Origin of the sequence: Exiguobacterium sp. Helios (genome assembly GCF_014524545.1) — a bacterium.
Classification (GTDB): domain Bacteria; phylum Bacillota; class Bacilli; order Exiguobacteriales; family Exiguobacteriaceae; genus Exiguobacterium_A.
In genome coordinates, this window is record NZ_CP053557.1 from 1,755,742 (window position 1) to 1,779,915 (window position 24,174).

Sequence of the window (24,174 nt, forward strand, 5' to 3'; positions counted from 1 at the left end):
CATGTTGAAGCATAAGGCCTACAAATTCAGGATCTACCCGACAAAAGAGCAGGAAATCCTGATCGCGAAGACCATTGGTTGTTCGCGCTTCGTCTTCAATTACTTCTTATCGAAGTGGGATGAGACGTATAAAGCGACAGGCAAAGGACTGTCTTACGGTTCTTGTTCGAAAGAAATCCCGATGCTAAAGCAAGAGTTCGACTGGCTGAAAGAAGTCGATAGCCATTCGCTTCAATCGAGCGTCAAACACCTGACCGATGCGTATGACCGCTTCTTCAAGAAGCAGAACGAACGGCCTCGATTCAAGTCGAAGCGCAATCCCGTCCAATCCTACAAGACCAATATCGAGAAGAAGAACCAGCTTCCCGAGGTCTCAATCGTCGGCAGCAAGCTCAAACTTCCTAAGCTGAAGTGGGTGCGTTTCGCCAATTCGAGGCAGGTCGCAGGACGCATCTTGAACGCGACCATCCGGCGTAACGCTTCAGGAAAATACTTCGTCTCCCTGCTCGTCGAGCAGGAAAGCCACGAACTGTCGAAGACCGGTTCATCCGTCGGCGTAGACGTCGGGTTAAAGAACTTTGCCATCTTGTCGGACGGCACGGTGTACAAGAACGACCGCTACTTCCGTTCGCTCGAGAAAAAGCTGGCGCGCGAGCAACGCAAGCTCTCTCGTCGTCAGCGTATCGCCTTGGACAAGAAAGTGAAACTTTCCGAGTCGAAGAACTACCAGAAGCAGAAGCGAAAGGTCGCCCGCATCCATGAAAAGATTGCCAACAAGCGAACCGACTTCTTGCACAAGGTATCCACCGAGATCGTCAAAAACCACGACATCATCGGAATCGAGACCTTGCAGGTGAAGAACATGCAGAAGAACCGCAAGTTGAGCAAGCCCCTCTCTGACGTCAGCTGGTCGGAGTTCTTCCGCCTGCTCGAATACAAGGCAGATTGGTACGGGAAGACCGTCGTGAAAGTCGGGAAGACCTTCGCATCGAGCCAACTGTGCTCCAGTTGCGGATATCAACACAAAGACGTGAAGCATCTCAGCTTGCGTGAATGGACATGCCCGAGTTGCGGGATCCATCACGACCGAGATGTGAACGCAGGACTGAATCTCAAACAAGAAGCAGAACGCCTCTTAGCTTCTTCAACCGTCGGGACGACGGAGTTAGCCTGATCAGGTTTTGACCGTCAGGTCGAATAACTCAGGAATCTTCCACCTCTAAGCAAAGCGTAGGTGGAAGTAGTTCAACATGTGGTCCGTTACGGGGAAGTCGCGGATCAGACGCTCGACCGTTCCGAAATCGACACACTTCGGATCCGACTGGATCAACGGTTGCGCGGATGACCGATCAGGCGGAGTAACGTTGGATGGTGTATCGCGTCCCGTGTTACGAGAGATAATTCGCGTGTGACGTCAAAGCCGGTGATCGGCAGGGTCCGGATTTCCGGAGGAAGACCATCCTGGAAAATCGCCGGTAAAATCGCGATCCCGAGTTTTGCCCGGATGAAGCCAAGGACGCTTGAACCAAATTCCATTTCCGAGGCGACAGTATAGGTCGCTCCACGTTCCGCAAACGCGGCTTTCAGAATATTCGTCGAGTCACAGTCAATCGGCAACGATAGAAACGATGAAGCATCAATCTGATCAAAGCGGACATCGACACAGCCTTCGAACCGTTCGTCGGCTTCATGGAAGTAGAGTAAAAACGGTTCCGTATACAGATGCGTCGACGGATAAGGGTGATCAATCTGACGATCGTCGAGCAATACGGCATCGTACTGATGCTGCTCAAGACCGGCCATCAGTTCGATATATGTGTGTGCCGTCTTGATCTTCAGTTCCGGTCCATCCATTGTTGGATGGTTGGCGAAGTGTTGCGGCAAATAAGACATGGCGACACTCGGCCAGGAACCGAGGGTAAACGACGTCTGACCCTGCAATTGATCAATTTGCCGTTGCATATCGTCGAGCTGTTCGATGATCCGCTGTCCTTCTTTAAACACGATTTCTCCTGCCGGCGTCAACGAGACGCCGCTCGTCGTCCGTGTGAACAGGGGAGCGCCGACTGCCTGTTCGAGATTTTTGATTTGTTTGCTGAGCGCCGGTTGCGTCATATGCAAAAGTTCACTCGCTTTCGTCAGGCTGGATGTTTCCGCCGTGACGTGAAAGGCTTCGAGCCATTCGGTTTTCATCAGACTTCACACTCGCTCTCGCTTCTTGTGCTTTGACGATACTGTACGTTCGTTTCATCTGACAACTGTTTCGCTCAATTTTATATATTCTTTGTTTGGAATATTCCTTTAAGGGTATATATAAAATAAGAAGAGGTGAAAATCATGTCAGAGAGGCTTGCACGAACATTATTTGCTTTATCCGATGCCAATCGCCTGAACATCGTCGAACTGTTAAAGACAGGTCCGTTGCCGGTCGGTGAGATTGCCGCACAGTTAGCTCTCAACCAACCGCAGACATCGAAACATCTAAAGATTTTGCTCGAAGCGGATCTCGTCCGTATCGAACCGGCCGCCAATCGCCGGATTTATCACTTGCGGACAGAACCGTTTCAAGTCCTCACTGTGTGGAGCCAATCGTTTGAACAACAGATGGTCAGCCGGATGACACGACTTGAAGGCTATTTGGAGCAGATGCAGGACACAGTCAACCCAAAGGAGTGAACGATGATGCAAGAAAAACTAAAAACGAAAGTCGAAGGTTCCGTTTTACAAATGGAATGGACGTTTGATGCTCCGCGCGAAATGGTATTTGCCGCATTCACGGAAAAAGAGCAGCTCGAAGCCTGGTGGGGACCGGAAGGCTGGCAAACCGAAATCACGACCTTTGATTTCGTCGAAGGCGGTATTTGGCATTACTGTATGCGCTGTGAGGATCCAAATCAGGGCGAGTTTTTCGGGATGGAATCCTGGGGAAAAGCCATCTTCCGCCAGATCGATGCTCCGCATCGTTACGCCCATGCCGATTATTTTTCGGATGCGTCCGGTACGATCTCGGAAGAACTTCCCGGTAGTGAAAACGTGACGACGTTCGAAGCCGTCGGTGACCGGACCCGGGTAGTGTTCCGGTCGGACTTTAAGACCGAGGAAGCCGTAAAACAGGTCCTTGAGATGGGGATGAAAGAAGGGTTCACGTCACAATTGCATCGTCTCGACCAATGGCTTCTTCAACGAACCATATCCTAAAAGTTTCTGACAATCCGTCACGGACGGGTTGTTTTTTTCGAACAGTCATTCAGAACTGTCACTCTTTTGGAAAAAAGGTCTTTCATTTTGGGAATTCAAAGGGAAATACTTCATCTTTGGAAGGATGAAGCCGTTATACAAGATGAGATGATTGAAAAAGGGGATCGATAGTGTGAAATGGTGGTCGAAACAACAAGAGATGACGTTTTCAGAACGGATGCAACAAGAACGCGAACATGTTCGCCTGGAAGCGGGGGCGGCATTTGCGCAACAACTTCAGCTGATTGATTTGACGGTCGAGGATTTACAAATCGTCCGTTTGATCCGTCACGATGTCGCAGAGTGGATGCCGCAGATGGTTGATGCATTTTATGCGGAACTGCTCCGGGTGCCGGAGCTGAAACAACTGATTGAACGGCATTCGACACTCGAACGGTTAAAGGGAACGCTTGCCAAGCATATCCTCCAGATGTTTGACGGCCAGGTCACACCGGACTACATCAGCGTCCGGAAACGGATCGCCGACCGGCATGTCCGGATCGGCCTGCAAAATAAGTGGTACATTGCCGCTTTCCAAAAAGTATTAAACGTCTTCAGCCGAAAAATTGAGGAAAGTACGTTACCCGAGTCGGAACAGGTCCGGATCGTCCGTTCTGCCGGGAAACTGTTTAATCTTGAACAACAGATCGTCCTGACGATGTATGAGGAAATGGTCGAAGCTGAGCGGCAGACGGTCACGGATGCGAAACAGCGTGTCGGACAGACCGTTCAAAAGTCGACAGAGGAACTGGCCGCGATGAGCCAACAATCGTCCGCCAGTTTTCAGGAAATGGAGCGGCATGCCCAACAGGTGTCCGTGGCGACCGGGGCGATTGCCACACAATTGACCCAGGCCGCCAAAGAAGCGGCAGACGGTGTCGAATTGGTCGAGGCGGAAACGAAACGGTTTGAACAAGTTGTAGAAGAGATGACGCTGACGACGGAACAGATGACACAGCTCGCCTTTTTGTCACGCGAAATCGAACGGATTGCCGGGATGGTGACGGCGATTTCCGATCAGACGAACCTGTTGAGTCTCAACGCCTCGATCGAGGCCGCACGGGCCGGCGAGATGGGACGCGGCTTTACCGTCGTCGCCCAGGAAATCCGGAAACTGGCGGAAGAAAGTAAACGGTCCGCGTCAGAAGCATCAAGCATCGCCCAGGAAATCACTTCGAAAATGGGACAAGTCTCGGAGCGGATGAGCGGGACCGAGCAGTCAGTCGTGCAAACGACGGAAGAACTGACCCGTGTCGTCACCGCCTTTACGACGATTTCCCGCCAAACGGTCGATGTCTCGAAACAAATCATTACATTGTCGCAGGATACGGAACAGGTCGCCGGAACGATTGAAGGGATGCGCCATATCGCGGAATCGATTGCGGAGACGGCTGACGATTTACAGACCGTCGCGACGACACTCTGAAAGGGGAATAGGGATGAGAAAACGAATCCATCTGTTGTTTGGAGTTGGAATTCTGATGCTTGCCGGTTGTTCAAGTAACGATTACCCGTCAGAGGAAGCCGTCAAAAACGGTGACATCGTCACGACGCCGGAACGGCATAATCTTGACCGATTTGAGACGTTTTTAACGCGAGTCGGGCAACAGAAACAGGATACAATCCGGATTACGGGGTATACGACGGAAGGGGATGCAATCCTTGAAGATATCACGTATGACGGGAAACGCTTTACCTATTCCCTCGATTCGTCGCGTGATGAATATGGTTCCCAGACAGACGACCGGAACAAGGAAATCTGTCAAAACCTTGAGCAACAAACAACTGATGGAGGGAACACCTTTACCCTGACCGGCTGCAAAGAAGGACAGGATCATGAGATTTTCAAATCAAATCCAGGTGAACTTAAAAAATGAAAAACGGTTGATCCTCCGAATCATGCGAGGATCAACCGTTTTTTAGTCGAGTGTCTCTTCAAGAATCCGTAAGGCTTCCCGCCAACTCGTGAACCGTTCGATTAATAAGGTCAAGGAAGGAACCTGGTGCTTACGCGCAAACCGGACATACTCTTGGCTCGTTAAGTCAGGACCGAGCTCTTCGTATGCCTGGCGCAACGCGTTCAGGCAATCTGCGTCGGAATAAAAACCGTTTGACGACAACCGGAAATGTGCCAGTGCCTGTTTCCATGTCCCATAATGCCGGATGATGGTGTTTGCGCTCACCATCTGCGTATGTGTTTCCCGTAACTCCGAGTAAGAGCGGATGGTCACGCGCGAGCCACGCGTCTTGATATAAAAAGCGATGCTTTCATCCACACTCCAGCGTTTTTGGCTGGACGTACCGGGTTTTGCCCGATTCAGCATCAAATGGTCCTCGGTGGACAACTCGAACGGTTTGACGATGCCCGCTTGTTCCAATAGTTTGGTCCAAGAGCCAAACCGTTGTTCAATTTCCTGTAAAGAGGGATAGGGCAGGTAATGTGCTAATTTTTGGTAATGTGCTGCTTTCATCGGTGTTGTATGTAACTGGTGAAGACCTTGGATCAAGCGAATGATTTTTTCATTCGTCGTCAAGGTGGAAGTGGATGTGTGCGTGGTTTCTTTCATCAAGAAGTCTCCCTTAGTGGATCGTTGGAACGTAATGGGATTAGTGTACCATCTACCTCAAAGAGATTTAACTAACAAAATCGTAAGGTTCAATGGGACGGTCGTCTCGAACAGAGAAGGATTTCGCACCCATCAGCCTTCCGGAATGGCCGTATACCGGTAAGCGGTCGTTCCTTTGAAAACAAACAGCACACCGGTCGCGTCTTCACTCCGGTATAACTTCGTTCCGGATTGCCAGTCTGTCGCCGATTGGTCCGTCAACGGTTGTTTGGCGGTAAGTTGTTTCGTGACAGTCGAAAAGGAAATCACGTTCTTTTTTTTGATTGTCGCATCTTTTCCGTCGAGCCGATACACCCGGTCGTCTGCCCGGATTAAATCAGCTGCCGGATCTTGACGGGCTTCCGTCGCAATCGAATCCGTCGTCGAAGTCGTTATGTCAGTCGTACATCCTGCTGTAAAGAATAGACTGCTCATGACGAACAGTGTGATTCGTTTTTTCATGTTCTGTCCTCGCTTTCCTGGCTGTTTATTTATGTCGTAATTTACGATATAATCGGATATGTCGATATAAAAGGGAGTGAACGAGATGTCAGCGATTCATGAAGACTTTGCCCGGTTGTACTATCATCTGCATCCGAAATGGACGGAAAATTTGTCGCATCAAAGTGTCCGGATCTTGCAAACGATTCAAATGACAGGCGCCATGACAGTGAAGGAGATTGCAGCCCGGTTTAATTTGTCTCCGAATACCGCGTCGGAGCATGTAAAGAAACTAGAAGGGCTTGGGTATGTCGTCAAACAACGGTCATCTGTCGACCAGCGTGTCGTTCAAGTCAGTTTGACGCGTGAAGGACGGACGGCCGTCAAAACGCATACCGAACTCGACGCAAAGCGTGTCGAGCATGTTTTAAAACAATTATCTCCTGCAGAACAACACATGATTCAAACGGCATTTCAGCTGTTTCGCGAGGCGACCGATGACTGCTTTTCTGATTAAGATTCTGACCAGTACCGTCATTATCGGTTTTGTCACGGAATTGGCCCGACGTTCCCCGACGTACGGCGGGGTGATTGCGGCCCTGCCGCTCGTCAGTCTGATCAGCCTCATCTTGCTCGTCCGACAGAGTCAATCAAAAATGGAAGTGACGGCGTTTGTCAAAAGTGTCCTGTACGGCTTGCCGGCGACGTTTCTTCTGTTGCTTGTGTTGTACCTGTTATTGAGCCGGGGCGGATCGCTGATTGTCAGCGTCCTCTGCGCCGGAGCATGTTGGTGGGTTGTTTGGATGCTGCAGCAACAGCTGATGTTGTTCTGGAGTCGACAATAGCCCCGGATGTCATTCGCGCGGCCGGTAGAGAAAACAAGGCCAGCAATGCATCCATCGTTTCGTCAAACGATCGAACCGGCTCGTAGCCGAGCGACCTGATTTTGTCCGTTGCATACGTCGGGCGTTCAGCCGCACGGGCCGGAACCTGATACGGTTTGCTGGAGGCTTCAATCAGGTGCATCCGAAAGTCCGTTTCCGGAATATTGGCATCGACGGCATGGAACACGTCACCAGCTTTTCCACGTGTAAGGACGAGGACGACCATCTCGGCAATGTTATCGGCATGGACCCAGTTGACAAGATCAGCCGGGTGGACCCAGGTCACGCGATCCGCTTCCTGCATCCGTCTGACTTGCCGGTCCCCCCAGTGCGAATCGTGTTCAGCGCAAATGGCCCCGGGGCGCAGAATCCGGACGTCCAAGCCGCGGGCGGCATAATCGAGGAGAATCTGTTCCGACCGGATTTTGGTACGGATATAAGGGGCCGGATGATCAACCGCAAGTGGAGACGACTCCGTCATGTGACCATTTGCCGGTTCGCCATAGACGGATGTCGTCGAGATGTGGAGGACACGTGCTCCTGCATCTAACGCGGCCGTTGCTAAATGAATGACACCTTCAACATTCGACTGGTGGGCGAGATTTTCATCATCACCGAGATAGGCGGCGCAATGGACGACCCAGTCGATCTGATCCATCGCTTTTTCAAGTGACATTTGATTGGTCAAATCACCAAAAACCGGCGTGATCCCGAGTGATTCGAATTCATTGAACCGCTCCGCCTGTCGTATCAATCCCCGGACTTCAAGCGCCTCTGACAATAATCGTTTTGCGATGCGTAGTCCAAGCGTCCCGGTAACACCGGTGACGAGAATCCGTTTTCCGGACAGTTCCATCTGTTCAACCTTCTCTCTGGATTATTTGACCCGCTCAATCGTTGCGAGGAGCGGTTTTTTGTCGTTTCGGTATTCAAAGCGGATAACATCACCCTTTTGGAGAACGGATAATTGATTCGTCCGCCCATCAATTTTCGTCTCGCCGTCCAGCGTGACTTCGGTCAAGGCATACTGTTCCTCCGGATTTTGCTCATCCGGACCGAGCGAAAGCTGATTGCCGTTCATCTCTTCGATAACGTATGCCTGATCGGAACAACCGGATAAAATGGCTACGATAAATAGACTCAACAGCATCAGCCAAATGGTTCGACGCATGTTTCCACCACACTTTCATTGGTAGGATTCAGAGATTAATTGGTTATGTTCATTGTAGGGATAGGAAACGAAATGCGAAAGTGAAATATGGATGGATTTAGTCAATTTGATAAAAAGGATGGTAATATTAAGAAAAAAGGAGGGGCTTCATGAATACTTTTGCTAAAAAAGTACTAATCCTTTTCGGCGTCATAATCGTGATGTCCGGTCTGGTGATTTTCCTGTATGTCCAGTCGATGGAACCGGACCAACCGGAAGCGGATCGTGTCGTACGCGAGACAAAATCGTATATCACAAAACACTTCAAACAGGCAGAGCTGGAAGGCGTCTTTTACGACGCTGCGGGAAAATACTCTGATTTTGATTATGCCGTACAATTACAGGATCCAAAAACTGATACGGAATTTTTTGTCTACATCGATCAGCAGACAAAGCAGGTTACGGATACCTATTTGTCTGAACAGTGGTCGCAAAAACTGACGGAACAGATCCGTCCGCTTGTCGAAAATATCTTCGGTTCAGGGACAGCTTACAGGGCCGTCTATTATCCGGACGATGTTCAGCAGTTGAAGTTGGAGCCGACATCGTCAAGTGAGTATCAGAAAGCTAAAATTCCGCCATTCATTACGATTACACTGCAACGGGACCGGTTACCGACGGAAGAAAAAAATCTGACACGGCTGGCAACGGCTATAAAGAAAGAGAAATTACTCCGGCACGGAAATCTGACCACGGAATACATCAATGAAAAAGGTGTTCTGCGGGAAGATGAAATCGGATTTAATACGTACTTTTAACAAAAGAGCGGACCGCCTGACACGACAGGTGGTCCGCTCTTGTTCAGTTTCCAGTTACCATGCTTTGAAGGTAAACGATTCCCATGAACAAAATCCAGACACCAATCGGAATTTCTAGACTCATCAAGGCTTGCGTCAGCCGGTACGAAGCCCGTTTGTTTTGTAAGTAACGATCCGTCACGAAAAACAGGAATGCTGCAGCTAAGCTGAGGATACCGGCGTAAGGATTCAGGAGCAGGAAAAACCCGGCTCCGAATGCCAGGTGCAGCACACCCGACACAATGAATTCAGCTTTTTGATGTTTAGTGATCCGTCGGCTGATGATCTCACTGAGCAGTGAAGTAATCCCGCCGTAAATCAGGATGAACGGAAAACTGTACATCAGGTAGGCTGGAATGCTGATTAAAACACTTGAAAGATACTGCCAAATTGAGTTGTCAGGTAAGCTAGTCGGACCCGGAACAAACAGACCGAACAAAATGGCGAAGATAGGGCCGGAGATGGAAGCCGCGATTATTTTCCGGTAAATCATACGATGTGTCTCCCTTCTTGCTCTTGTACATGTTTCGCTTCCCGTACCGGAAACAACAGACCTACTCCGATAATCAGAGCACATCCGATAAAGATGGCCGGTAATCCGAGGGTCGCGACAAATGACATTGTTCCGAGAATGATTAAGTCGAACGCGGAATCGACGAGATTGAGCAGTGAGAGTGTCGTCGCCCGGCTGCCGGACGGGATGTGTTCGTTGATTATGCCGGAATAGAGCGGCTGGCGGATCGACCGGATCATTCGAAGGACAAAAAAGAGCACTAAGGCAATCCATAAACTGTCAAACAGGAAACTTGTCAGCGTAACGGCAAGCAGTGTCACGATTCCGGACAGTTGCATCAGCGTCGTTCGTTTAAACCGGAGGAGAAGCCACGCGAGATGACGAGTGATCAGCATGCTGAGTAGAGCGGCGCTTGCGTACAAAACACCGAGCCATGCAACTGGAAGTCCGGCTCCCGTCACATACGGTTGCTCAAACTTTCCGAAAATGACGACAGATGGAATCAACACAATCGTGAAGTTGAGAAAAACTTTAATCAGATCCGGTGATCGGCGGATGATCTGCCAACCATTTTTGACATGGGTATACGGGTTGTCCCGGAACTGATCAAACGATTTAGGATTGATCAGACTGAAAATCAACAAGAATTCGATGATTTTGAAGAGAATTCCAATGAGGATCAGAAATTGGAACTGGCTTTCCGCCAAATCGCGGACGAGATAGGCGCCGATCAGGCTGGTAAAAATCGTGACGAAAAACATAACGGACGAGATCTTTGCCATGACCTGACTCATCGTCTTTTCCTGTCCACTTTCCTTTAATGATTCATAAATCAAGGCATCGTCTGAACCGGAAAAGAAGGATGTTGATAATCCCCACAGCAGTCCCTGAATGGAAAACCACCAAAGGTCATCCGCAATCAGCAAGAGACTGGTTGAGAAAATACTGATCAAGCTGCCGGTTAAAAACGACGCTTTTGGTCCGAAGCGGTCGGCAAAGGCACCGGTCGGGATTTCCGATACTAATGTGGCGGCACAATACATGAAGAGGATGATCAGAATGTCAGATGCCGATAAGCCGCGATGAAAATAAAACAAGGTGATGACCGGATCCAGAAGATTGATCGTGCCGAACAAAGTAATGAAATAAAAGACACGGACATTATGGGTAGCTAAATTATGATGATTTCGTTTGATAAACATGCTGTTTCCTAACTTGACCTGTAGTGATGAATCGGTGATAAACTGTATCTTATATGATTATAATGATGAAATATGGAATTTGAAAGTAATAATTAGGGGGTTAGGAGGGGTGATATGAAAATTCAGTTGAAGGCCTGTACGGCACTGGACGCAGAAGAGTTATATGTATTTGAACTCGAGAACCGTCTGTATTTCGAACAGTCGATTCCGTCGCGAGGCGAAGACTATTACCTGCCTGAGATTTTTAAGCAACGGCATGCGTCACTCTTACAGGAACAGCGAGATGGCACTTCGTTCTTTTACCTGATTAAAGATGAAGGCGGAGAAATTATGGGTCGCATCAATCTCGTCAATCGGGATGTAACTACTAAACGGGCAGAACTTGGGTACCGGATCGGACAGAATCATACGGGAAAGGGGATTGCCAAAGAGGCCGTCCGGCTGTTGATTGGACAATGTCGGAAACTTGATATTAAGGAAATTCAAGCAAAAACGACGGACGGAAACATCGCTTCTCGAAAAATCCTGACAGGTAACGGATTCCAACAAGAAAGCAAAGCAGTAGAAGTCGAACTGAACGGTCAACGGATGATGCTCATTCAGTTCAAACGGACGATGCTCGACTGACGTCAAAAATGACTCCGGTAGTTTTAACCACGAGTCATTTTTTTAGGAGTGTTGTCCGTTTTTTTAGAATCCTTTGCGAAATCCAAAAATACAGAATCGCGGATGCACAAAAAAGCATAAGAAGAGATAACAGGCCAGACAGCTCACTTGAGCGAATAGCTCCATCATGAAGCAGTAAAAGAAGGACCAAGCCGATTAGAATGCCGGATACACCATATAGCAAAGGGACAGCCTTCCGGCGCGTAGGAAAGATTGAAATGAATCGTTTGTTCAGCCAGTCGACGAGGATTCCTGAAAAGAAGATGACCGGAAACGAATAGATCGTGTAAATGACGAAAAGATCGAAAGATGAGAAATAGACGTCATCTCCTAAATCTTCGAAAAATGCATAAACGGATAAAACCAACGTCAATAGACCGGAAGTGGCGATTGCGGTCAGAGCGGCCGCGAAAAATTTGTTCAACATACAGGAGTCTCCTTTTTATGAACACGCCGGAAGGCTCGTTCAATCAGCTGATTTACGAGATAGTAGAGCAGGGCGGAACCTCCGGCAATCGCAAGGGAAACCTGAACATCGAAATCATCTTTTGAAAGTGTCAGAATCAAAAGCATTCCAATCAAGACGCCGGACAGTCCATACAAAACAGCCAGCATGAAAAATCGTACCCGGGTGGAAAGATGTATTAATCTGTTTCTGATTAATACATCCGTCAAAAAACCGGAAATTAAAATAATTGGCAGGACATAAATCAAATAAAGAATGAAGAATGAAGACGCCGCTTGATGAAATATATATCGTGTCACGGGCTCGTTCCGACACGGGTGTGTAGTACCAGCAGGTTAAAACGCCGGAAATCAAAACGGAGGTGAATATACCGGCAATAATGCTTCGAAGCATGCTGATTTCTCCTGTTCTTAACGATTACGAATCGTCAGATAGTATTTTGCGTTACTGACAATCAAGATGAACGTGATGACAAAAATACTGAATAACTGAGAGCTCGACGTCGACAGCGAGTAGAAGAGCAATAATATGATTCCGACAATCAGCATCATATTAACAAGCGAATGTGTTTTATACAGACCTTCGAGCATGACATGTTTTTCCCCGTCATCTGATGCTGCGAGGAGCTTCTTTGCATAATCGCTCTCGCTGATGTCAGGAAGATTCCGTTCCGGGTACATCTGTTGGACCAACGTTTGAAAACGAAGAGAACCGAGAAGTCCGACAATCATGAAAAGAAAGCCGATTATCACAAGCGGAAGCTGCTGATCGAGCACTAAATTCAGACTGACGAGAACAAGGCTGAGTGGAAGGATTACGTTTAAGCTCAGCGTGCCATCGCTGAACCAGCGATACATCTGTTGATCGGCCAAGTCTTCAGCGTCTCCTGTCAACGGCTGATTCAAAAGCCGATGGATTTGCCGGTAACGAATAAACGAAAACAGAAGCAATCCTGTCAGGACAATCAGCAAGCATCCATTCACCCACACGCTGTACTCTGAAAAGGCGACTCCTTCAAGCGGACTGCTTAAAATCCAATACATCAAGAAAAATCCAATGGCACCGCCGACAAGCATCCGTAACGTTGATTGCAGATTTTTGTTCACAGTAACTCCTCCTCGTCGAATTGAAATATATCCTCGATTGTTGTCTCAAAGACGCGGGCAATTTTAGTGGCAATCAGAAGCGACGGCATGAACTCCTCCCGCTCAATCAAACTGACCGTCTGGCGTGAAATATTGGCGCGTTTTGCCAGTTCGGTCTGATTCCATCCGTGGCGTGCCCGCAATTCCTTTACTTTTGACTTCATGTTCTTCACCTCACTTGAAGTGTAAATGATGGTAGTCTAAATGACAATGATAATAGTCAAAATGATTAAGTTAATTGTCATCAAAACTAAGGTGCGTATTAAATTTATACGAGGAATAAACTATAGTGGCAGGGAGAGAAACATATTTCGTTCCTATAAAATAATCTTTAAAGAAACAGATGGAAAAAATCCGATTCTTCAAAGATAGAATGTAGATACATGTATCCGGATGATCGATTATGTAGGTATTGAGGGAAATGCTACATATTCTTTTACTCCTAGGTCATAATATTGTTTTTGATAATGGATCATCGTCGCTTTGGCGTTCAGCGGTTTACGGGCGCCAGTTTCGACGTAGCCCATCTTTTCGTACAACTGGCACGTCTTCGTCTCTTCGAGCAGACTGGACAGTTCCCATGTCTCAGCCTGCGGATAACGGACTTCCGCAAGCAGCATGGCTTTTTTGGCAAATCCTTTGCCTTGTGCATCCGGGGCCAGAAATAGCGGACTGATCCGGAAGTGAACGTCTTCTTTCCAACGAATACAGATTGCGCCGACGAGCTGTCCGTCCGCGATGATCTTTAAGAAACAGCTCGCTGGATGATGAATTCGCGTATAGACCCGGTCAATCGTTTCATTGGCCGGATTGGTATCATAATCTTGATACTTCTCAAGCAAGGGACTGAAGGCTGCGACTTGCAACTTCCATAAAGCGTCGGCATCGTTATCGATTGCCGGTTCCAAGTGAATCATCGTATCCATCCTTCCTATTTGTCCGGGATGGAATTATTTTACCATAAGGTCATTCGCATGGAATTATTTTTCCTTTTTTAGAGAAGACTGTCCCTGCCTGAAAAAGACTATGGTATAGTAGATAAGTTAAAAAATACCATCTATTGACTTGGGGGGATGAGCATGACGCGCCAAAAAAATATCGTCTATAACGTCTTGTTAAACGAGGCACGGGATCAGGTCCTGATGGTCAAAAACATTGGACCGTCGTATTCGTATTACACGTTGCCGGGGGGGACGGTCGAAGCGGGAGAGACGTTGCCGGAAGCAGCAGTCCGGGAAGCGAAAGAAGAGACTGGTTATGACGTCGCAGTCGGGGAACTGTTGCACGTCAGCGAAGCCTTTTTTCCGCAAGTCGATGAACATTGTCTGTTCTTCTTTTTCCAGTCCGAAATTCGCGGGGGCGAACTTGGCACGATTTTCCCCGATGAAATCGAGGAGATTTCGTGGGTCACGATTGCTGAGGCCGTTCAGTTCATGAATCTGTCAAAAGAATACGAACAGATTCTGACGACGCAACAGACGGTCCCGTATGTCTTCAACGGACAAATCACCCATTGAGTGGAGGGACACGCATGCAGATTGTCGAAACAACGGATCTCGATATACTGGCCCGGCTGAACCGCTACGTCCATGAGCCGCATGTCGCGCAGCAGCCGGACTTCTTTAAACCGTATGACTTTGCGATGGTCCGGGCGTTTTTTGCGAAAATCGTCGGAACCGGCAGTCATCAGTTTTTGATTGCCGAACTCGACGGCGAAGCAATCGGCTACGTCTGGATCGAATATCTCCGGCGTCCGGAAAGTGCCTTTCATTTTGCCAATTCGAAAGCCCGCGTCCATCATCTCTGTATCGTCGATGATAAACAGCAGCAGGGTTTCGGCCGTCAGTTGTTACTTGAAGTCGAGCGCCGGGCACTCGAACAGGACATACATAAAATCGACCTCGACTACTGGATGAGCAACGACGGGGTCGATGTCTTCTACGAACGGCTTGGCTTTGAAAAGATGCGCCAAGTCGTCGTAAAATCATTGCATTAAGAAAGAGGGAAGTACGAATGGATTATACAGACTTGAATTTTATCTTTGGACTGTTGCATTTGTTTGTTCAGTTCATGGCCGTCCCGGCAGCTATCTACGCGCTGTATTTGTTACGCAAAATTGCCAATAAATAAGCGACACCTTGTTTCCTCGACGGAGACAAGGTGTTTTGTATTATATCCATTAAAAACAGGGTACTTAAATAATGAACGACGTCTCAAGAAAGCCTTGGAACTAGGAGGGATCAGATGTTATTTTTATTCATCGGTTATTACGATGCAGAAAAGATGAATCAGTCCTCGCAGCAAGAGCTCGATGCCGTCATGGAACGCTGTAATGTACCGTTGGAAGATTTTTTTACAAAAACGAACGTCTTGTATGAGTGGCATCCGGGAGCGGAGACGAAACGGGCCCGGCTCCTCGACGGACAGATTCAGCATCAAGACGGACCGGACCCGGATAAAACGGAGCAGATCGGCAGTTTGGTCGTCTTTGAAGCGGTTGATTTGGAACAGGCGGTCGACTTGGCATTACTTCATCCAACGACCCAGTTACCGGAAGCACAGAAGTACGGCTGGCGGATGGAAGTGCGACCGCTGATTGATCCAAAAGAAGCAGAATAAGACGTTCATCACCATACAACGTATCGATGCGTTGTATGTTTTTGTGTTTTTCGGGTATACCTGTTTCATAGCGGATCAAAAGAAACCAGAAAGTCAGGTGAAGCAGACGTGTCGATCATTACCTTTGAAGACGTGCAGTACAAACATATACTCCGTGGCATCACGGGAGGATTCACGGAAGGCAAAATCACGACGCTCGTCGGACCAAGCGGTGCCGGCAAATCGACGTGCTTAAAACAAATCAACGGATTGATTTCCCCGGACAGCGGTCGGATTCGTTACCGCGGCGAGGACTTGGAACAGATGAACCTCGTCGAACTGCGGAAACAGATCGGGATGGCGTTCCAAAGTGCGCCGATGCTGCCGGGGTCCGTCATGGATAATCTCAGTTTGCCGAAAACAATTTTTCACGAGACATTGGCACCGGACGAAGCGAAGCGACTGCTGGAACAAGTCGATCTGCATGTCGACTTGAAGCAGCCGGTCAAAGAACTGTCGGGCGGTGAACGGAGCCGGCTCGCGATTGCCCGGACGCTCGTCAATCAACCGGATGTCTTGTTGCTCGACGAAATCACGGCCAGTCTTGATTTTCGGATGGTCAAGGAAATCGAACAGCTGATTCAGCGCCTGCAACGCGAGCTTCAGGTGACCGTCATCTGGATCACGCATGATCTCGATCAGGCACGCCGGGTCAGTGAAGAAGTCTGGTTCTTAAAAGACGGTCAATTGCTCGAGCAGGGGGACGTCTCGTTGCTTGAGCCGGACGGAACACGCCCGGACATCGAAGCGTTCTTGAAGGGGGAATAGTTATGAGTTACGTCCAACTGGCGACGTCGCTGATTTTCATTGCGATTCCGCTGATTCTGGCCTTTACGCTGAAGCTCGGTCTCGAAAAAGACATCCTGATCGCGACCGTCCGCTCGATCATTCAACTGCTGATCATCGGCTATATCCTGACGTTTGTGTTTGAGAGCGATAGTCCGATCTACATCCTGCTGATGATTCTCTTGATGATCGGCGCGGCGACACTTAACGTGATCCGTAAAGGTGACGGGATTCCCGGCATTCAGTGGATTGTCCTCGCGACCTTGGTCTCGGTCGAAGTGTTGACGATGGGACTGATGCTCGGACTGAACATCATTCCGTTTGAAGCCCAGCAAGTCATTCCAATCAGCGGGATGGTCATCGGAAACTGTATGATTCTGTCGCTGTTGTTCTTGAACAAGTTCAAGGATGAAGTTGAACGCAGCGACGAAGTGATCGAATTGATTTTATCCCTCGGCGGTGATACGAAAACGGCGATTGATACGAGTCTCAAAAGTGCCATCCGGACGAGTATGATTCCGACGATTGAGGCGCAGAAGACGATGGGACTCGTTCAGCTGCCAGGAATGATGAGTGGACTGATCATCGGCGGGGCCGATCCGATGGAAGCCGTCCTGTATCAGCTGCTGATTTTATTCCTGTTGCTGACGACAGCAGCGACGTCGGCTGTCCTCGTCGGTTACATGTCGTACCGGAAACTGTTTAATCAGAAATCCCAGTTCATCGGTCTGACGTACCGAAAAAACAAGCGGAACTAATCTGTATCCTCAAACAGCCTCTGAGACGCTCAGCGGGCTGTTTTTGGTTTTGGAAAATATTAGTTTGAAGATGTCGTCTTGTGTATAATGGTAAATGGAATTAAATTGTAAAATAGAGGTGTTGGAATGACCAGCTTATTACAGATCGAACGATTGACGAAGACATACATACGAGGAACCGAAACAATTCATGCACTGGACGACGTCTCGTTTTCGATGCAGGAAGGGGAATTTATTGCCATCATGGGAACGAGCGGATCCGGAAAAAGCACCTTGCTGAACATTCTCGGGGCACTCGATCAGCCGACCGGCGGGACACTGCGGCTGCGGGACGAACCGCAACGCGATATCTTTACCGAGCCGGCAGCGACGTTATACCGCCAACAAAATATCGGATTCATTTTTCAATCGTTTCATCTGCTCGACGATTTGACGGTTTCGGAAAATATCGCCTTGCCGTTGATGCTCAAAGGAGTGGACGCAACGACTATCCGGAAACGGACAGATCATCTGCTGGAGCACGTTGGTCTGTCACGGTGGGCGAAACACCGGCCGACCGAGTTGTCAGGCGGACAACAGCAACGCGTGGCAATTGCCAGGGCTTTGATTGCCGAGCCGCCAATCATTTTAGCAGATGAACCGACCGGTAATCTCGATTTCCGGACATCAACAGACATCATGACATTGCTGAAAGCCTTGAACAAAGACCAACAGACCAGCATCCTGCTCGTCACGCATGATGCGCAAGTTGCGTCTTACGCCGATCGGATCCTCTACTTCCACGACGGACGTATCGTGGCCGATCAACCGTCGACTGGAGAACTTGGCCCGATCATGGAGACGTTTGAGCGTTACGTGAGGTCGGTATGAAGCAGGAAAAACGGCATTTGTTCCGGTTGGCCCTGAAATTATACCGGAAAAGCCCGATGATCCTGCTGACGTCGATCGGAAGCGTCATGATTTCGATTTTGCTTGTCCTGTCGATGGTATTATTCGTCTCGCAAAGCCAGGCGTCCGTTCAAGCGGATATCGAGCGGCTCTATGGCAAGATGGATTTATCGGTCGGCTATCAAGATAAACGGACGGAAGTGATTGATCAATCCTTCCTCGACCGCTTAACGCAGGACAAACAGACCAGGCAGCTCTCACCGGTGTTGATTACTAATCTGACCGTGACTGGTCAAACGACAGCCGATGTGTATACGATCGGGATAAAAAACGATTCACTTGCGAAAAGCCGCTATCACATCAAACGATCCATCGACCGCGGTGATCTCATTCTGAATGCGGGATTAGCCGATGCATTTGAGGTAAAAGTCGGACAGGAACTGACCGTTTCAGGTTCTAAGTACGAGGTGATTGAGATTTTGCCGGATGCTGCGGCAAGCGGGGCGGCACCGGATACGCTTGTAATGAACTATGACGATTTGACACAGCTGAATGCCGGTGTCAGTCAGAAGAAGCGTGCGACGTATGTATTGGTTCAATTAAAACCGGATGCGGACGTCGTAGACTATGCCGACCGTTTAACTCAAAAAGTCCCGGGATTACGCGTGGATCTCGCAGAAACGGCCGCTTCTGACGTTAACGGTGTTTCGGCGATGCAGGTCTATGTCGCCATCATTGCCGGATTGATTTTAATCGTCTCCGCCTTTATCCTGATGACGAATTTTGATGTCTTTCTCCGCAAACACCGCTATCAATTCGCCATCATGCGAACGCTTGGAGCGACGACGCGGCAATTGTTCCAAATCTTCATGATCCAGTCGAGTCTGATTGTCTGTGCCGGAGCATTGATGGCTTTTTTATTAAGCGGGTTATTTTACAGAACGCTGCAGGAGCAGTGGCGGGAATTGTTTGCACTCAAGGGGACGGTGATTGCCTTTAACTGGCAGCTGGCCGGTCTCGTCACGGTCGGCAGCAGTCTGTTGATTCTGTTGTTGCTGAGTGGTTCCGCATACCGCAACCGACGGATTCTGCCGATTCACGTCATGCGTCAAAACCATGCCGGACCTAAAGTGTCGCGGCTTCGGGAACGGATGGCCAAGACGTTCGCGGCTCTTACTGTCGGTGCATTGTTATATGCGACGATTCTCGCACAAACCGAGAATCACCGGGCCGGCGGTTATCTCGGATCGACCATCAGTTTTCTCGTGCTGATGTACAGCGCAACGCCCTTATTGCTTCAACAGCTATTGGTTCGGATTGAGCCGTTGCTTCAAAAAGTAGCCGGGCCGACGACGTTTGTGGCGGTTCGGAGTGTATTACCGCAACTGCGTAAAAATGCGTTACTGATGCTGATTGTGCAGATTTTACTCGTCGTCGTTGTGCTAGGTTCGACGTTCCTCGAGACGATCAAACAACATGAGCTGACCTATCTGAAAGAACAGTATCCGACAGAACTTGTTCTGAAAAGCCGCTTGATTGAAGGGACAAAAGCTGATCCGCTAGAACTGACACAGACGATTGAAAAAGAACTGCCGAAAGTAAAAAGTACGTTCGTTTCACCGGCGAGTGGACTTGAAATTCTCAAGTCTGATCACACGATCACCTTAGATTATGCATTGACAGACCTTGAAAAACTTGATGCAATTGGGAAACCCGTTCGCTCTTTAAAAAACGATCAATTCATCGTCTCTAAAGCATTTGCGCAAGCGAATGCGTTGGAAGTTGGTGACCGTCTTGAGGTGGGGCGTTTTATAGATGGAGAAACGGGAACCGTCTCGATTGGTCAATTTGAAGTCGGACAGATTGACCCGGACTTACCAACGGACGCCTGGTTTGACTGGCGGTCGTCGATCCGTACTTCTGAAGATCGGATTGGTGCACTGTATATCGATGCAACCGACACGGAGCAGATACAGGGCATGTTGCAGGAACTGACGACTCGTTATCCGACGCTCCAGTTGAACCGGTATGAGACGTCCGTCAACCTAGCGAATCAGCAACTGCAAGAAAGATGGATTGTCTTCATCGTTGCGCTGGCTGTAATGAGTGTATCCGTCTGGTTTGGTCTCGCCAATTCGTTATTGAATTATTTGGCGACGAAACGACGCGAGTATGCGTTACTCCGGACGTTGGTCTTGACCCGGTCGTCCCTCCGGCGTTTGATTTTGATTCAAATGCTGATTTTCATCGGTAGCGGCATTGGATTCGGACTCGTCACCGGGATTGGAACCACCTTCCTGATCTCACGCGTCGATCGCGGAAACATCGCACTGGACTTGACGAGTATCAGCATGACGGTTACCGGACTTGTCGTGTTAGTGTTCGGACTGATCTGGTTCACGACAAGACAGAAACAGGAAAATCTGGTCGAAGAATTGAATCAGTGACGACAAAAACCGTGAACCCGATTCCTGAAAGAGGAATGGATTCACGGCTTTTTTTTGTTCTGCGAAGTTTTCAGCAAACGGACGAAAAAGAAGAATGCGACCAGCACAAGTAGAATATTTGTTACGAGCGTCAATCGCGGCAGATCGAGGACGGTGGTGTTCAGCAGGCTGACGAGAATCAATCCCGCCAATAACAAGCGAAACACTAAAGGAACAGTGCGAGAAGACAAATGAAGACCTCCTTTCTCCTCCTGCTTTTCTTCAATAAGCAGGAGGTCTGGAATGAACAGCGAATTCTGTCTAAAGAGAACAAAACGGAAACGGGGCGTTCGAAATGCGAAAGACGGTACTGGCACTACTCTTATTAGGAATGATTGGCGGCATCGGTTGGTTTTTTCTTGAGCAGGAACAGGATGAGACGTTTGAACAAATCGTGCGTGCCCGGGTGACGAAACATGTCGCCGAGCAATATGGCAAAGAGACGATCGTTGCGGTCCGGTCTGCTTATGACAAGACGGCATCTACGAAAGAAGCCCGGCATCAGGTTGCCGTCCAGCTGAACACCGATCCACGCGGTGAATACCAGGTCTTTCGACTGGCGAAGCAGCAGGTCGTCTTCATTGGACGCACCTGCTCCTTACCGGAACGAAAATGAACCGTACGCGTCAATCCTCCTGCATCCGTAAACGGAGGTAGGAGACAAGCGTCGGCACAGCGATCGCTAAAGCGACAGCCGTTGCGAGCAGGATGGGTACGGTATCGAGCGCAATGTACGAGACGAAGGCTGCTACAATCAGTCCGGTTCGAAGGACATTCAATCGAAATGGTGCAGTTGGAACATCCTGATCAGGTACGATATACGACATCCGGTACTGAAAGTAGAAGTGGATCAACAGTCCAAGTTGGATGACCAGCAGAAAAGTCGAATCGGATTGTTCGAAAAAGATGGCGTAAATCGTCATCATCATGACGAGCAGATACAAACTGGTCGCTAAAAACAGACGTTTCTTCAAAACAGGTCCTCCCTTTGGTTCTATAGATTATTCATAATATACGTCTGTTCCACCTAAATGTTCCCAGGAGTCTCGAATTAAATAGTCCGTCATTAGATATAATGAGGAGAGAACAATGTATTACGGATTACTCACGAAGTTCACGACACAATTAGGCGCGGGAAACCGATTGGCGGAATTGCTGTTAGAAGCCGCTTCGTCACTTGAGCATGTGACAGATTGCCGGCAGTATGTCGTCAGTATGAATGATGAACCTGATACCGTGATGGTCCGGGAGATATGGACGGATCAAGCGGCACATATGGCATCCTTACAGTTGCCAGCGACACAAAAATTGATTGAACAAGCGCGACCGATTCTGTTACATGTCGAACGGGTGCTTGAAGATCAGCCGCACGGGGGAAAGGGACTAAAATAACCTTTCCAAAAAGAGGGAACTTCTATAGGCAGAACGCGTATTACCGTAATGAGGTGAGAAGATGAACAAACAAGAACGGATCCAGACCATACAAACCATTCGCAAGCGGATGAAACCAGTGCGAATGGTATCTGCCTGCTTTGCGGCGATTGGATTCCTGATCCTATTTTTAACCGATCAGCCTATATGGTCGATTTTTCTGATCGTTTTCGCTTTGATTCTTTTCGGAATATCTTCACGAAAAGAGGGTCTCGAAATCTGTCGGATAACAAACATGAAACAAGCCAAACGGTGGATTCAACTGAGTTATGTTGCTAGTTTTGTCCTTATAAGTATAGCGATGACTCTTATCACGATCCCTCATGTGGCGGATGTTTCCGATTCGCACATGTTCTATTGGTATTTGGCTAGTTCGGTAATAATCATAATGATAGTCGCCGTCGAAACCAACTTAGATCACCGTGTTAGACAAGCCGACCCGGAACAGCCGTTAAGCAACGAATACCGGTAATGAAATTTCTTTGTTGCAAAAAGCATCCGCGATATGAACTGAACCAAAAAAGTTAGACAATAAATAATTCGTCAGGCGACCTTGAGGACCTGAGTCCGGTATTCCACCGGGCTCAGGTTTTTTAGTCGTCTCTTAATACGACGATGGTTATAGTACTCGATATAACGCTTGAGCTCACATTTGAAGTGGTCCATGTCATCGAACTCCTTGAGATATAGGAGCTCTGACTTGAGCACGGCGAAGAAGCTTTCGATGGCTGCGTTGTCGAGACAGTTTCCCTTACGGGACATACTTTGCGTGATGCCGTGCTCGTGGAGCGTATCGATGAACGCTCGGTATTGATAATGCCAACCTTGGTCGGAATGGAGGATTGGTTGGGCTTCTCCATCGAGCCTTCTGATTGCCTGGTCCAACATTTCGCCGACGAATTGGTATGTGGGACGGTCCGACATGGTATAGGCAATGATCTCACGGTTTCCCAAGTCCATCATCGGCGAGAGGTAGAGCTTCTCCCCGAAGAGGTGAAACTCAGTGACGTCGGTCACCCATTTCTGGTTCAGGCCGGAGGCCTTGAAGTCCCGTTGGAGAAGGTTAGGCGCGACCTTCCCGACTCGCCCCTTATAGGAGCGGTATCGCTTCATGCGGACGAGGCACTTAAGCCCGAGCTCTTTCATGAGACGGCGTATGGTCTTCGGGTCGTGCCGGAAGCCCTGGCGTTCGAGGAGTGCGTGGATGCGACGATAGCCACATCGCCCCTCGTGTTCGTGGAAGAGGGTATGGATGGCTGCCTTCACCTCCGCATACTTGTCTTCGCCCGTCAGGCGCGTCCGCCAGTAGTAGTAGACGCTTCGGGCCATACCGAGCACGCGGAGGAGTCCCGGGACGGGATAGATCGCCCGCAACTCGTCGATCACTTGCGCCTTGATCCGGTTCGTCGCGCGTTCTCTTCTTGAACCAAGGCTCTCAATTTTTTTAACGCAGCGTTCTCTATCTCTAGGTACTCGATTCGCTCCTTGAGCTTCTCAACCTCTGTCATCTCTTCAGGATTCTTTTTGCGTCTCGCCATCGGGGCACGTCCTTTCGGTCTGGCGACCAGACCCTCGACCCCTTCCCGTTCATACGTTGATCGCCAGTTCGAGATCATCCCTGGGGAGGAGATTCGGTATTTTATAGCCGCCTCTATGCGGGACAGCCCGTTGGTCGCCATGTCATTTAATACCTCCAGTTTAAATGTCGGCGAGTGGGTTGTATAGGAAGGATCGAAGATCGTCTCCCCCCAACTTTCATAGGGACGCGACCAGTCACGGATCAGTTGACGCGCTATCCCGAATTCTTTCGCCACACCTTGGTATCCGTCTCGTCCCGTCAGATAACGTTCAGCGACCTGGATTTTAAACGCCTTCGTATATTTGACCATAAAAAACACCCCATAAAAGTTGGATTTTCATGTCCAACTTTTATGGGGCAGTTCAATATCCGGATGCTTTTTCTTGTGTTCAACTGATGATATAAGCAGGCAAATCGCTT

The 24,174-nt window shown here is 48.9% G+C and carries 33 protein-coding genes; 19 read left to right on the forward strand and 14 right to left on the reverse strand.

Annotation, left to right across the window (positions count from 1 at the left end; translation table 11 throughout):
• Position 1 precedes the first annotated feature (1 nt).
• Positions 2-1,174, forward strand: coding sequence for an IS200/IS605 family element RNA-guided endonuclease TnpB (tnpB, locus tag HNY42_RS09145; protein ID WP_188004304.1), 1,173 nt, complete (start codon positions 2-4; stop codon positions 1,172-1,174).
• Positions 1,175-1,326: 152 nt separating this feature from the next.
• On the opposite strand, the gene HNY42_RS09150 is transcribed toward tnpB, so the two are convergent.
• A complete protein-coding gene (locus HNY42_RS09150) occupies positions 1,327-2,193 on the reverse strand; it encodes a LysR family transcriptional regulator (RefSeq protein ID WP_188004305.1) in 867 nt (288 codons plus the stop codon).
• Positions 2,194-2,337: 144 nt separating this feature from the next.
• On the opposite strand from HNY42_RS09150, the gene HNY42_RS09155 reads away from it, so the two are divergent.
• The 4 genes from HNY42_RS09155 (at position 2,338) to HNY42_RS09170 (ending at position 5,114) form a co-directional block, all read left to right on the forward strand.
• On the forward strand, positions 2,338-2,676 hold the full coding sequence (locus HNY42_RS09155; protein ID WP_188004306.1) for an ArsR/SmtB family transcription factor: 339 nt from the start codon (positions 2,338-2,340) through the stop codon (positions 2,674-2,676).
• Positions 2,677-2,682: 6 nt separating this feature from the next.
• Positions 2,683-3,198 (forward strand): SRPBCC family protein, encoded by a 516-nt coding sequence (locus tag HNY42_RS09160; RefSeq protein ID WP_370528922.1) that lies wholly within the window; start codon positions 2,683-2,685, stop codon positions 3,196-3,198.
• Positions 3,199-3,370: 172 nt separating this feature from the next.
• Positions 3,371-4,663: a globin-coupled sensor protein gene (locus HNY42_RS09165; RefSeq protein WP_188004308.1), complete on the forward strand. Its 1,293-nt coding sequence runs from the start codon at positions 3,371-3,373 to the stop codon at positions 4,661-4,663.
• 13 nt (positions 4,664-4,676) lie between these two features.
• Entirely contained in the window at positions 4,677-5,114 is a 438-nt protein-coding gene (locus HNY42_RS09170) for a DUF4362 domain-containing protein (protein WP_188004309.1), read from the forward strand.
• A 42-nt stretch (positions 5,115-5,156) separates the two neighbouring features.
• Here the strand turns inward: HNY42_RS09170 and HNY42_RS09175 are convergent, their stop codons facing one another.
• Positions 5,157-5,804 carry a homing endonuclease associated repeat-containing protein gene (locus HNY42_RS09175; RefSeq protein WP_131504137.1) on the reverse strand — a complete coding sequence of 216 codons (648 nt, stop codon included), beginning with the start codon at positions 5,802-5,804 and terminating at the stop codon, positions 5,157-5,159.
• Positions 5,805-5,936: 132 nt separating this feature from the next.
• Entirely contained in the window at positions 5,937-6,305 is a 369-nt protein-coding gene (locus HNY42_RS09180) for a hypothetical protein (RefSeq protein WP_131504138.1), read from the reverse strand.
• 85 nt (positions 6,306-6,390) lie between these two features.
• Here HNY42_RS09180 and HNY42_RS09185 point away from each other — a divergent pair, with 85 nt between their 5' ends.
• Together HNY42_RS09185 and HNY42_RS09190 are read left to right on the forward strand one after the other, a co-directional pair.
• On the forward strand, positions 6,391-6,801 hold the full coding sequence (locus HNY42_RS09185) for a MarR family winged helix-turn-helix transcriptional regulator (protein WP_131504139.1): 411 nt from the start codon (positions 6,391-6,393) through the stop codon (positions 6,799-6,801).
• Positions 6,782-7,129, forward strand: coding sequence for a hypothetical protein (locus HNY42_RS09190; RefSeq protein WP_188004310.1), 348 nt, complete (start codon positions 6,782-6,784; stop codon positions 7,127-7,129). Before HNY42_RS09185 ends, HNY42_RS09190 begins: the two co-directional genes overlap by 20 nt.
• Here HNY42_RS09190 and HNY42_RS09195 read toward each other — a convergent pair.
• Both HNY42_RS09195 and HNY42_RS09200 read right to left on the reverse strand, forming a co-directional pair.
• Positions 7,047-8,024 (reverse strand): NAD-dependent epimerase/dehydratase family protein, encoded by a 978-nt coding sequence (locus HNY42_RS09195; RefSeq protein ID WP_188004311.1) that lies wholly within the window; start codon positions 8,022-8,024, stop codon positions 7,047-7,049. The genes HNY42_RS09190 and HNY42_RS09195 overlap by 83 nt on opposite strands.
• A 21-nt stretch (positions 8,025-8,045) precedes the next feature.
• Complete coding sequence (locus HNY42_RS09200; RefSeq protein WP_188004312.1) at positions 8,046-8,339, reverse strand: hypothetical protein; 294 nt, start codon at positions 8,337-8,339, stop codon at positions 8,046-8,048.
• 149 nt (positions 8,340-8,488) lie between these two features.
• On the opposite strand from HNY42_RS09200, the gene HNY42_RS09205 reads away from it, so the two are divergent.
• Positions 8,489-9,136, forward strand: a complete 648-nt coding sequence (locus tag HNY42_RS09205; protein WP_188004313.1) for a hypothetical protein — start codon at positions 8,489-8,491, stop codon at positions 9,134-9,136.
• A 43-nt stretch (positions 9,137-9,179) separates the two neighbouring features.
• Here HNY42_RS09205 and HNY42_RS09210 read toward each other — a convergent pair whose 3' ends face one another.
• Together HNY42_RS09210 and HNY42_RS09215 are read right to left on the reverse strand one after the other, a co-directional pair.
• The gene (locus HNY42_RS09210; protein ID WP_188004314.1) at positions 9,180-9,668 is read right to left on the reverse strand and encodes a hypothetical protein; all 489 of its coding nucleotides are present in this window, start codon (positions 9,666-9,668) and stop codon (positions 9,180-9,182) included.
• Entirely contained in the window at positions 9,665-10,891 is a 1,227-nt protein-coding gene (locus HNY42_RS09215) for an MFS transporter (RefSeq protein ID WP_188004315.1), read from the reverse strand. The genes HNY42_RS09210 and HNY42_RS09215 overlap by 4 nt, the downstream gene beginning before the upstream one ends.
• A gap of 114 nt (positions 10,892-11,005) precedes the next feature.
• Here HNY42_RS09215 and HNY42_RS09220 point away from each other — a divergent pair, with 114 nt between their 5' ends.
• On the forward strand, positions 11,006-11,518 hold the full coding sequence (locus tag HNY42_RS09220; RefSeq protein ID WP_188004316.1) for a GNAT family N-acetyltransferase: 513 nt from the start codon (positions 11,006-11,008) through the stop codon (positions 11,516-11,518).
• A gap of 34 nt (positions 11,519-11,552) precedes the next feature.
• Here HNY42_RS09220 and HNY42_RS09225 read toward each other — a convergent pair whose 3' ends face one another.
• From HNY42_RS09225 to HNY42_RS09240, 4 genes are all read right to left on the reverse strand, one after another.
• Positions 11,553-11,984, reverse strand: coding sequence for a hypothetical protein (locus HNY42_RS09225; RefSeq protein ID WP_188004317.1), 432 nt, complete (start codon positions 11,982-11,984; stop codon positions 11,553-11,555).
• Between the two features lie 449 nt (positions 11,985-12,433).
• Positions 12,434-13,129 carry a DUF3169 family protein gene (locus HNY42_RS09230; protein ID WP_188004318.1) on the reverse strand — a complete coding sequence of 232 codons (696 nt, stop codon included), beginning with the start codon at positions 13,127-13,129 and terminating at the stop codon, positions 12,434-12,436.
• Complete coding sequence (locus HNY42_RS09235) at positions 13,126-13,332, reverse strand: helix-turn-helix transcriptional regulator (protein WP_119922902.1); 207 nt, start codon at positions 13,330-13,332, stop codon at positions 13,126-13,128. Before HNY42_RS09235 ends, HNY42_RS09230 begins: the two co-directional genes overlap by 4 nt.
• Before the next feature lie 237 nt (positions 13,333-13,569).
• A complete protein-coding gene (locus HNY42_RS09240) occupies positions 13,570-14,085 on the reverse strand; it encodes a GNAT family N-acetyltransferase (protein ID WP_188004319.1) in 516 nt (171 codons plus the stop codon).
• A gap of 162 nt (positions 14,086-14,247) precedes the next feature.
• Here HNY42_RS09240 and HNY42_RS09245 point away from each other — a divergent pair, with 162 nt between their 5' ends.
• The 7 genes from HNY42_RS09245 (at position 14,248) to HNY42_RS09275 (ending at position 20,705) form a co-directional block, all read left to right on the forward strand.
• Entirely contained in the window at positions 14,248-14,685 is a 438-nt protein-coding gene (locus HNY42_RS09245) for an NUDIX domain-containing protein (RefSeq protein WP_188004320.1), read from the forward strand.
• Positions 14,686-14,699: 14 nt separating this feature from the next.
• A complete protein-coding gene (locus HNY42_RS09250; RefSeq protein ID WP_188004321.1) occupies positions 14,700-15,164 on the forward strand; it encodes a GNAT family N-acetyltransferase in 465 nt (154 codons plus the stop codon).
• Positions 15,165-15,412: 248 nt separating this feature from the next.
• Positions 15,413-15,787 carry a YciI family protein gene (locus tag HNY42_RS09255; RefSeq protein WP_188004322.1) on the forward strand — a complete coding sequence of 125 codons (375 nt, stop codon included), beginning with the start codon at positions 15,413-15,415 and terminating at the stop codon, positions 15,785-15,787.
• A 108-nt stretch (positions 15,788-15,895) separates the two neighbouring features.
• Positions 15,896-16,594 (forward strand): ABC transporter ATP-binding protein, encoded by a 699-nt coding sequence (locus HNY42_RS09260; RefSeq protein ID WP_188004323.1) that lies wholly within the window; start codon positions 15,896-15,898, stop codon positions 16,592-16,594.
• 2 nt (positions 16,595-16,596) lie between these two features.
• Positions 16,597-17,370 (forward strand): ABC transporter permease, encoded by a 774-nt coding sequence (gene fetB, locus HNY42_RS09265; RefSeq protein WP_188004324.1) that lies wholly within the window; start codon positions 16,597-16,599, stop codon positions 17,368-17,370.
• A gap of 126 nt (positions 17,371-17,496) precedes the next feature.
• Positions 17,497-18,240, forward strand: a complete 744-nt coding sequence (locus tag HNY42_RS09270; protein WP_188004325.1) for an ABC transporter ATP-binding protein — start codon at positions 17,497-17,499, stop codon at positions 18,238-18,240.
• Positions 18,237-20,705, forward strand: coding sequence for an FtsX-like permease family protein (locus HNY42_RS09275; RefSeq protein ID WP_188004326.1), 2,469 nt, complete (start codon positions 18,237-18,239; stop codon positions 20,703-20,705). Before HNY42_RS09270 ends, HNY42_RS09275 begins: the two co-directional genes overlap by 4 nt.
• A gap of 41 nt (positions 20,706-20,746) precedes the next feature.
• Here HNY42_RS09275 and HNY42_RS09280 read toward each other — a convergent pair whose 3' ends face one another.
• Entirely contained in the window at positions 20,747-20,935 is a 189-nt protein-coding gene (locus HNY42_RS09280; protein ID WP_188004327.1) for a hypothetical protein, read from the reverse strand.
• A 104-nt stretch (positions 20,936-21,039) separates the two neighbouring features.
• Between HNY42_RS09280 and HNY42_RS09285 the strand changes: the two genes are divergently transcribed.
• Entirely contained in the window at positions 21,040-21,360 is a 321-nt protein-coding gene (locus tag HNY42_RS09285) for a hypothetical protein (protein WP_188004328.1), read from the forward strand.
• Positions 21,361-21,370: 10 nt separating this feature from the next.
• Here the strand turns inward: HNY42_RS09285 and HNY42_RS09290 are convergent, their stop codons facing one another.
• Positions 21,371-21,718 (reverse strand): hypothetical protein, encoded by a 348-nt coding sequence (locus HNY42_RS09290; RefSeq protein WP_188004329.1) that lies wholly within the window; start codon positions 21,716-21,718, stop codon positions 21,371-21,373.
• A gap of 115 nt (positions 21,719-21,833) precedes the next feature.
• Here HNY42_RS09290 and HNY42_RS09295 point away from each other — a divergent pair, with 115 nt between their 5' ends.
• A complete protein-coding gene (locus HNY42_RS09295) occupies positions 21,834-22,136 on the forward strand; it encodes a putative quinol monooxygenase (RefSeq protein ID WP_188004330.1) in 303 nt (100 codons plus the stop codon).
• Between the two features lie 61 nt (positions 22,137-22,197).
• Positions 22,198-22,647 carry a hypothetical protein gene (locus HNY42_RS09300; protein WP_188004331.1) on the forward strand — a complete coding sequence of 150 codons (450 nt, stop codon included), beginning with the start codon at positions 22,198-22,200 and terminating at the stop codon, positions 22,645-22,647.
• Between the two features lie 71 nt (positions 22,648-22,718).
• On the opposite strand, the gene HNY42_RS09305 is transcribed toward HNY42_RS09300, so the two are convergent.
• A protein-coding gene (locus tag HNY42_RS09305) for an IS3 family transposase (protein WP_370528923.1) occupies positions 22,719-24,064 on the reverse strand; the annotation gives its coding sequence in 2 pieces (ribosomal slippage) (positions 22,719-23,629 and positions 23,629-24,064; 1,347 coding nt in all).
• Positions 24,065-24,174: the final 110 nt, after the last annotated feature.

What these genes read in the sequence shown, in the direction of transcription:
- HNY42_RS09245 (WP_188004320.1), top strand. Translation starts at nt 14,248, where the DNA reads ATGACGCGCCAAAAAAATATCGTCTATAACGTCTTGTTAAACGAGGCA.
- HNY42_RS09215 (WP_188004315.1), bottom strand. Translation starts at nt 10,891, where the DNA reads ATGTTTATCAAACGAAATCATCATAATTTAGCTACCCATAATGTCCGT.
- HNY42_RS09175 (WP_131504137.1), bottom strand. Translation starts at nt 5,804, where the DNA reads ATGAAAGAAACCACGCACACATCCACTTCCACCTTGACGACGAATGAA.
- HNY42_RS09235 (WP_119922902.1), bottom strand. Translation starts at nt 13,332, where the DNA reads ATGAAGTCAAAAGTAAAGGAATTGCGGGCACGCCACGGATGGAATCAG.
- HNY42_RS09270 (WP_188004325.1), top strand. Translation starts at nt 17,497, where the DNA reads ATGACCAGCTTATTACAGATCGAACGATTGACGAAGACATACATACGA.
- HNY42_RS09285 (WP_188004328.1), top strand. Translation starts at nt 21,040, where the DNA reads ATGCGAAAGACGGTACTGGCACTACTCTTATTAGGAATGATTGGCGGC.
- HNY42_RS09240 (WP_188004319.1), bottom strand. Translation starts at nt 14,085, where the DNA reads ATGATTCACTTGGAACCGGCAATCGATAACGATGCCGACGCTTTATGG.
- HNY42_RS09180 (WP_131504138.1), bottom strand. Translation starts at nt 6,305, where the DNA reads ATGAAAAAACGAATCACACTGTTCGTCATGAGCAGTCTATTCTTTACA.
- fetB (WP_188004324.1), top strand. Translation starts at nt 16,597, where the DNA reads ATGAGTTACGTCCAACTGGCGACGTCGCTGATTTTCATTGCGATTCCG.
- HNY42_RS09275 (WP_188004326.1), top strand. Translation starts at nt 18,237, where the DNA reads ATGAAGCAGGAAAAACGGCATTTGTTCCGGTTGGCCCTGAAATTATAC.
- HNY42_RS09160 (WP_370528922.1), top strand. Translation starts at nt 2,683, where the DNA reads ATGCAAGAAAAACTAAAAACGAAAGTCGAAGGTTCCGTTTTACAAATG.
- HNY42_RS09200 (WP_188004312.1), bottom strand. Translation starts at nt 8,339, where the DNA reads ATGCGTCGAACCATTTGGCTGATGCTGTTGAGTCTATTTATCGTAGCC.
- HNY42_RS09155 (WP_188004306.1), top strand. Translation starts at nt 2,338, where the DNA reads ATGTCAGAGAGGCTTGCACGAACATTATTTGCTTTATCCGATGCCAAT.
- HNY42_RS09185 (WP_131504139.1), top strand. Translation starts at nt 6,391, where the DNA reads ATGTCAGCGATTCATGAAGACTTTGCCCGGTTGTACTATCATCTGCAT.
- HNY42_RS09295 (WP_188004330.1), top strand. Translation starts at nt 21,834, where the DNA reads ATGTATTACGGATTACTCACGAAGTTCACGACACAATTAGGCGCGGGA.
- HNY42_RS09220 (WP_188004316.1), top strand. Translation starts at nt 11,006, where the DNA reads ATGAAAATTCAGTTGAAGGCCTGTACGGCACTGGACGCAGAAGAGTTA.
- HNY42_RS09195 (WP_188004311.1), bottom strand. Translation starts at nt 8,024, where the DNA reads ATGGAACTGTCCGGAAAACGGATTCTCGTCACCGGTGTTACCGGGACG.
- HNY42_RS09170 (WP_188004309.1), top strand. Translation starts at nt 4,677, where the DNA reads ATGAGAAAACGAATCCATCTGTTGTTTGGAGTTGGAATTCTGATGCTT.
- HNY42_RS09150 (WP_188004305.1), bottom strand. Translation starts at nt 2,193, where the DNA reads ATGAAAACCGAATGGCTCGAAGCCTTTCACGTCACGGCGGAAACATCC.
- HNY42_RS09210 (WP_188004314.1), bottom strand. Translation starts at nt 9,668, where the DNA reads ATGATTTACCGGAAAATAATCGCGGCTTCCATCTCCGGCCCTATCTTC.
- HNY42_RS09190 (WP_188004310.1), top strand. Translation starts at nt 6,782, where the DNA reads ATGACTGCTTTTCTGATTAAGATTCTGACCAGTACCGTCATTATCGGT.
- tnpB (WP_188004304.1), top strand. Translation starts at nt 2, where the DNA reads ATGTTGAAGCATAAGGCCTACAAATTCAGGATCTACCCGACAAAAGAG.
- HNY42_RS09250 (WP_188004321.1), top strand. Translation starts at nt 14,700, where the DNA reads ATGCAGATTGTCGAAACAACGGATCTCGATATACTGGCCCGGCTGAAC.
- HNY42_RS09205 (WP_188004313.1), top strand. Translation starts at nt 8,489, where the DNA reads ATGAATACTTTTGCTAAAAAAGTACTAATCCTTTTCGGCGTCATAATC.
- HNY42_RS09255 (WP_188004322.1), top strand. Translation starts at nt 15,413, where the DNA reads ATGTTATTTTTATTCATCGGTTATTACGATGCAGAAAAGATGAATCAG.
- HNY42_RS09300 (WP_188004331.1), top strand. Translation starts at nt 22,198, where the DNA reads ATGAACAAACAAGAACGGATCCAGACCATACAAACCATTCGCAAGCGG.
- HNY42_RS09225 (WP_188004317.1), bottom strand. Translation starts at nt 11,984, where the DNA reads ATGTTGAACAAATTTTTCGCGGCCGCTCTGACCGCAATCGCCACTTCC.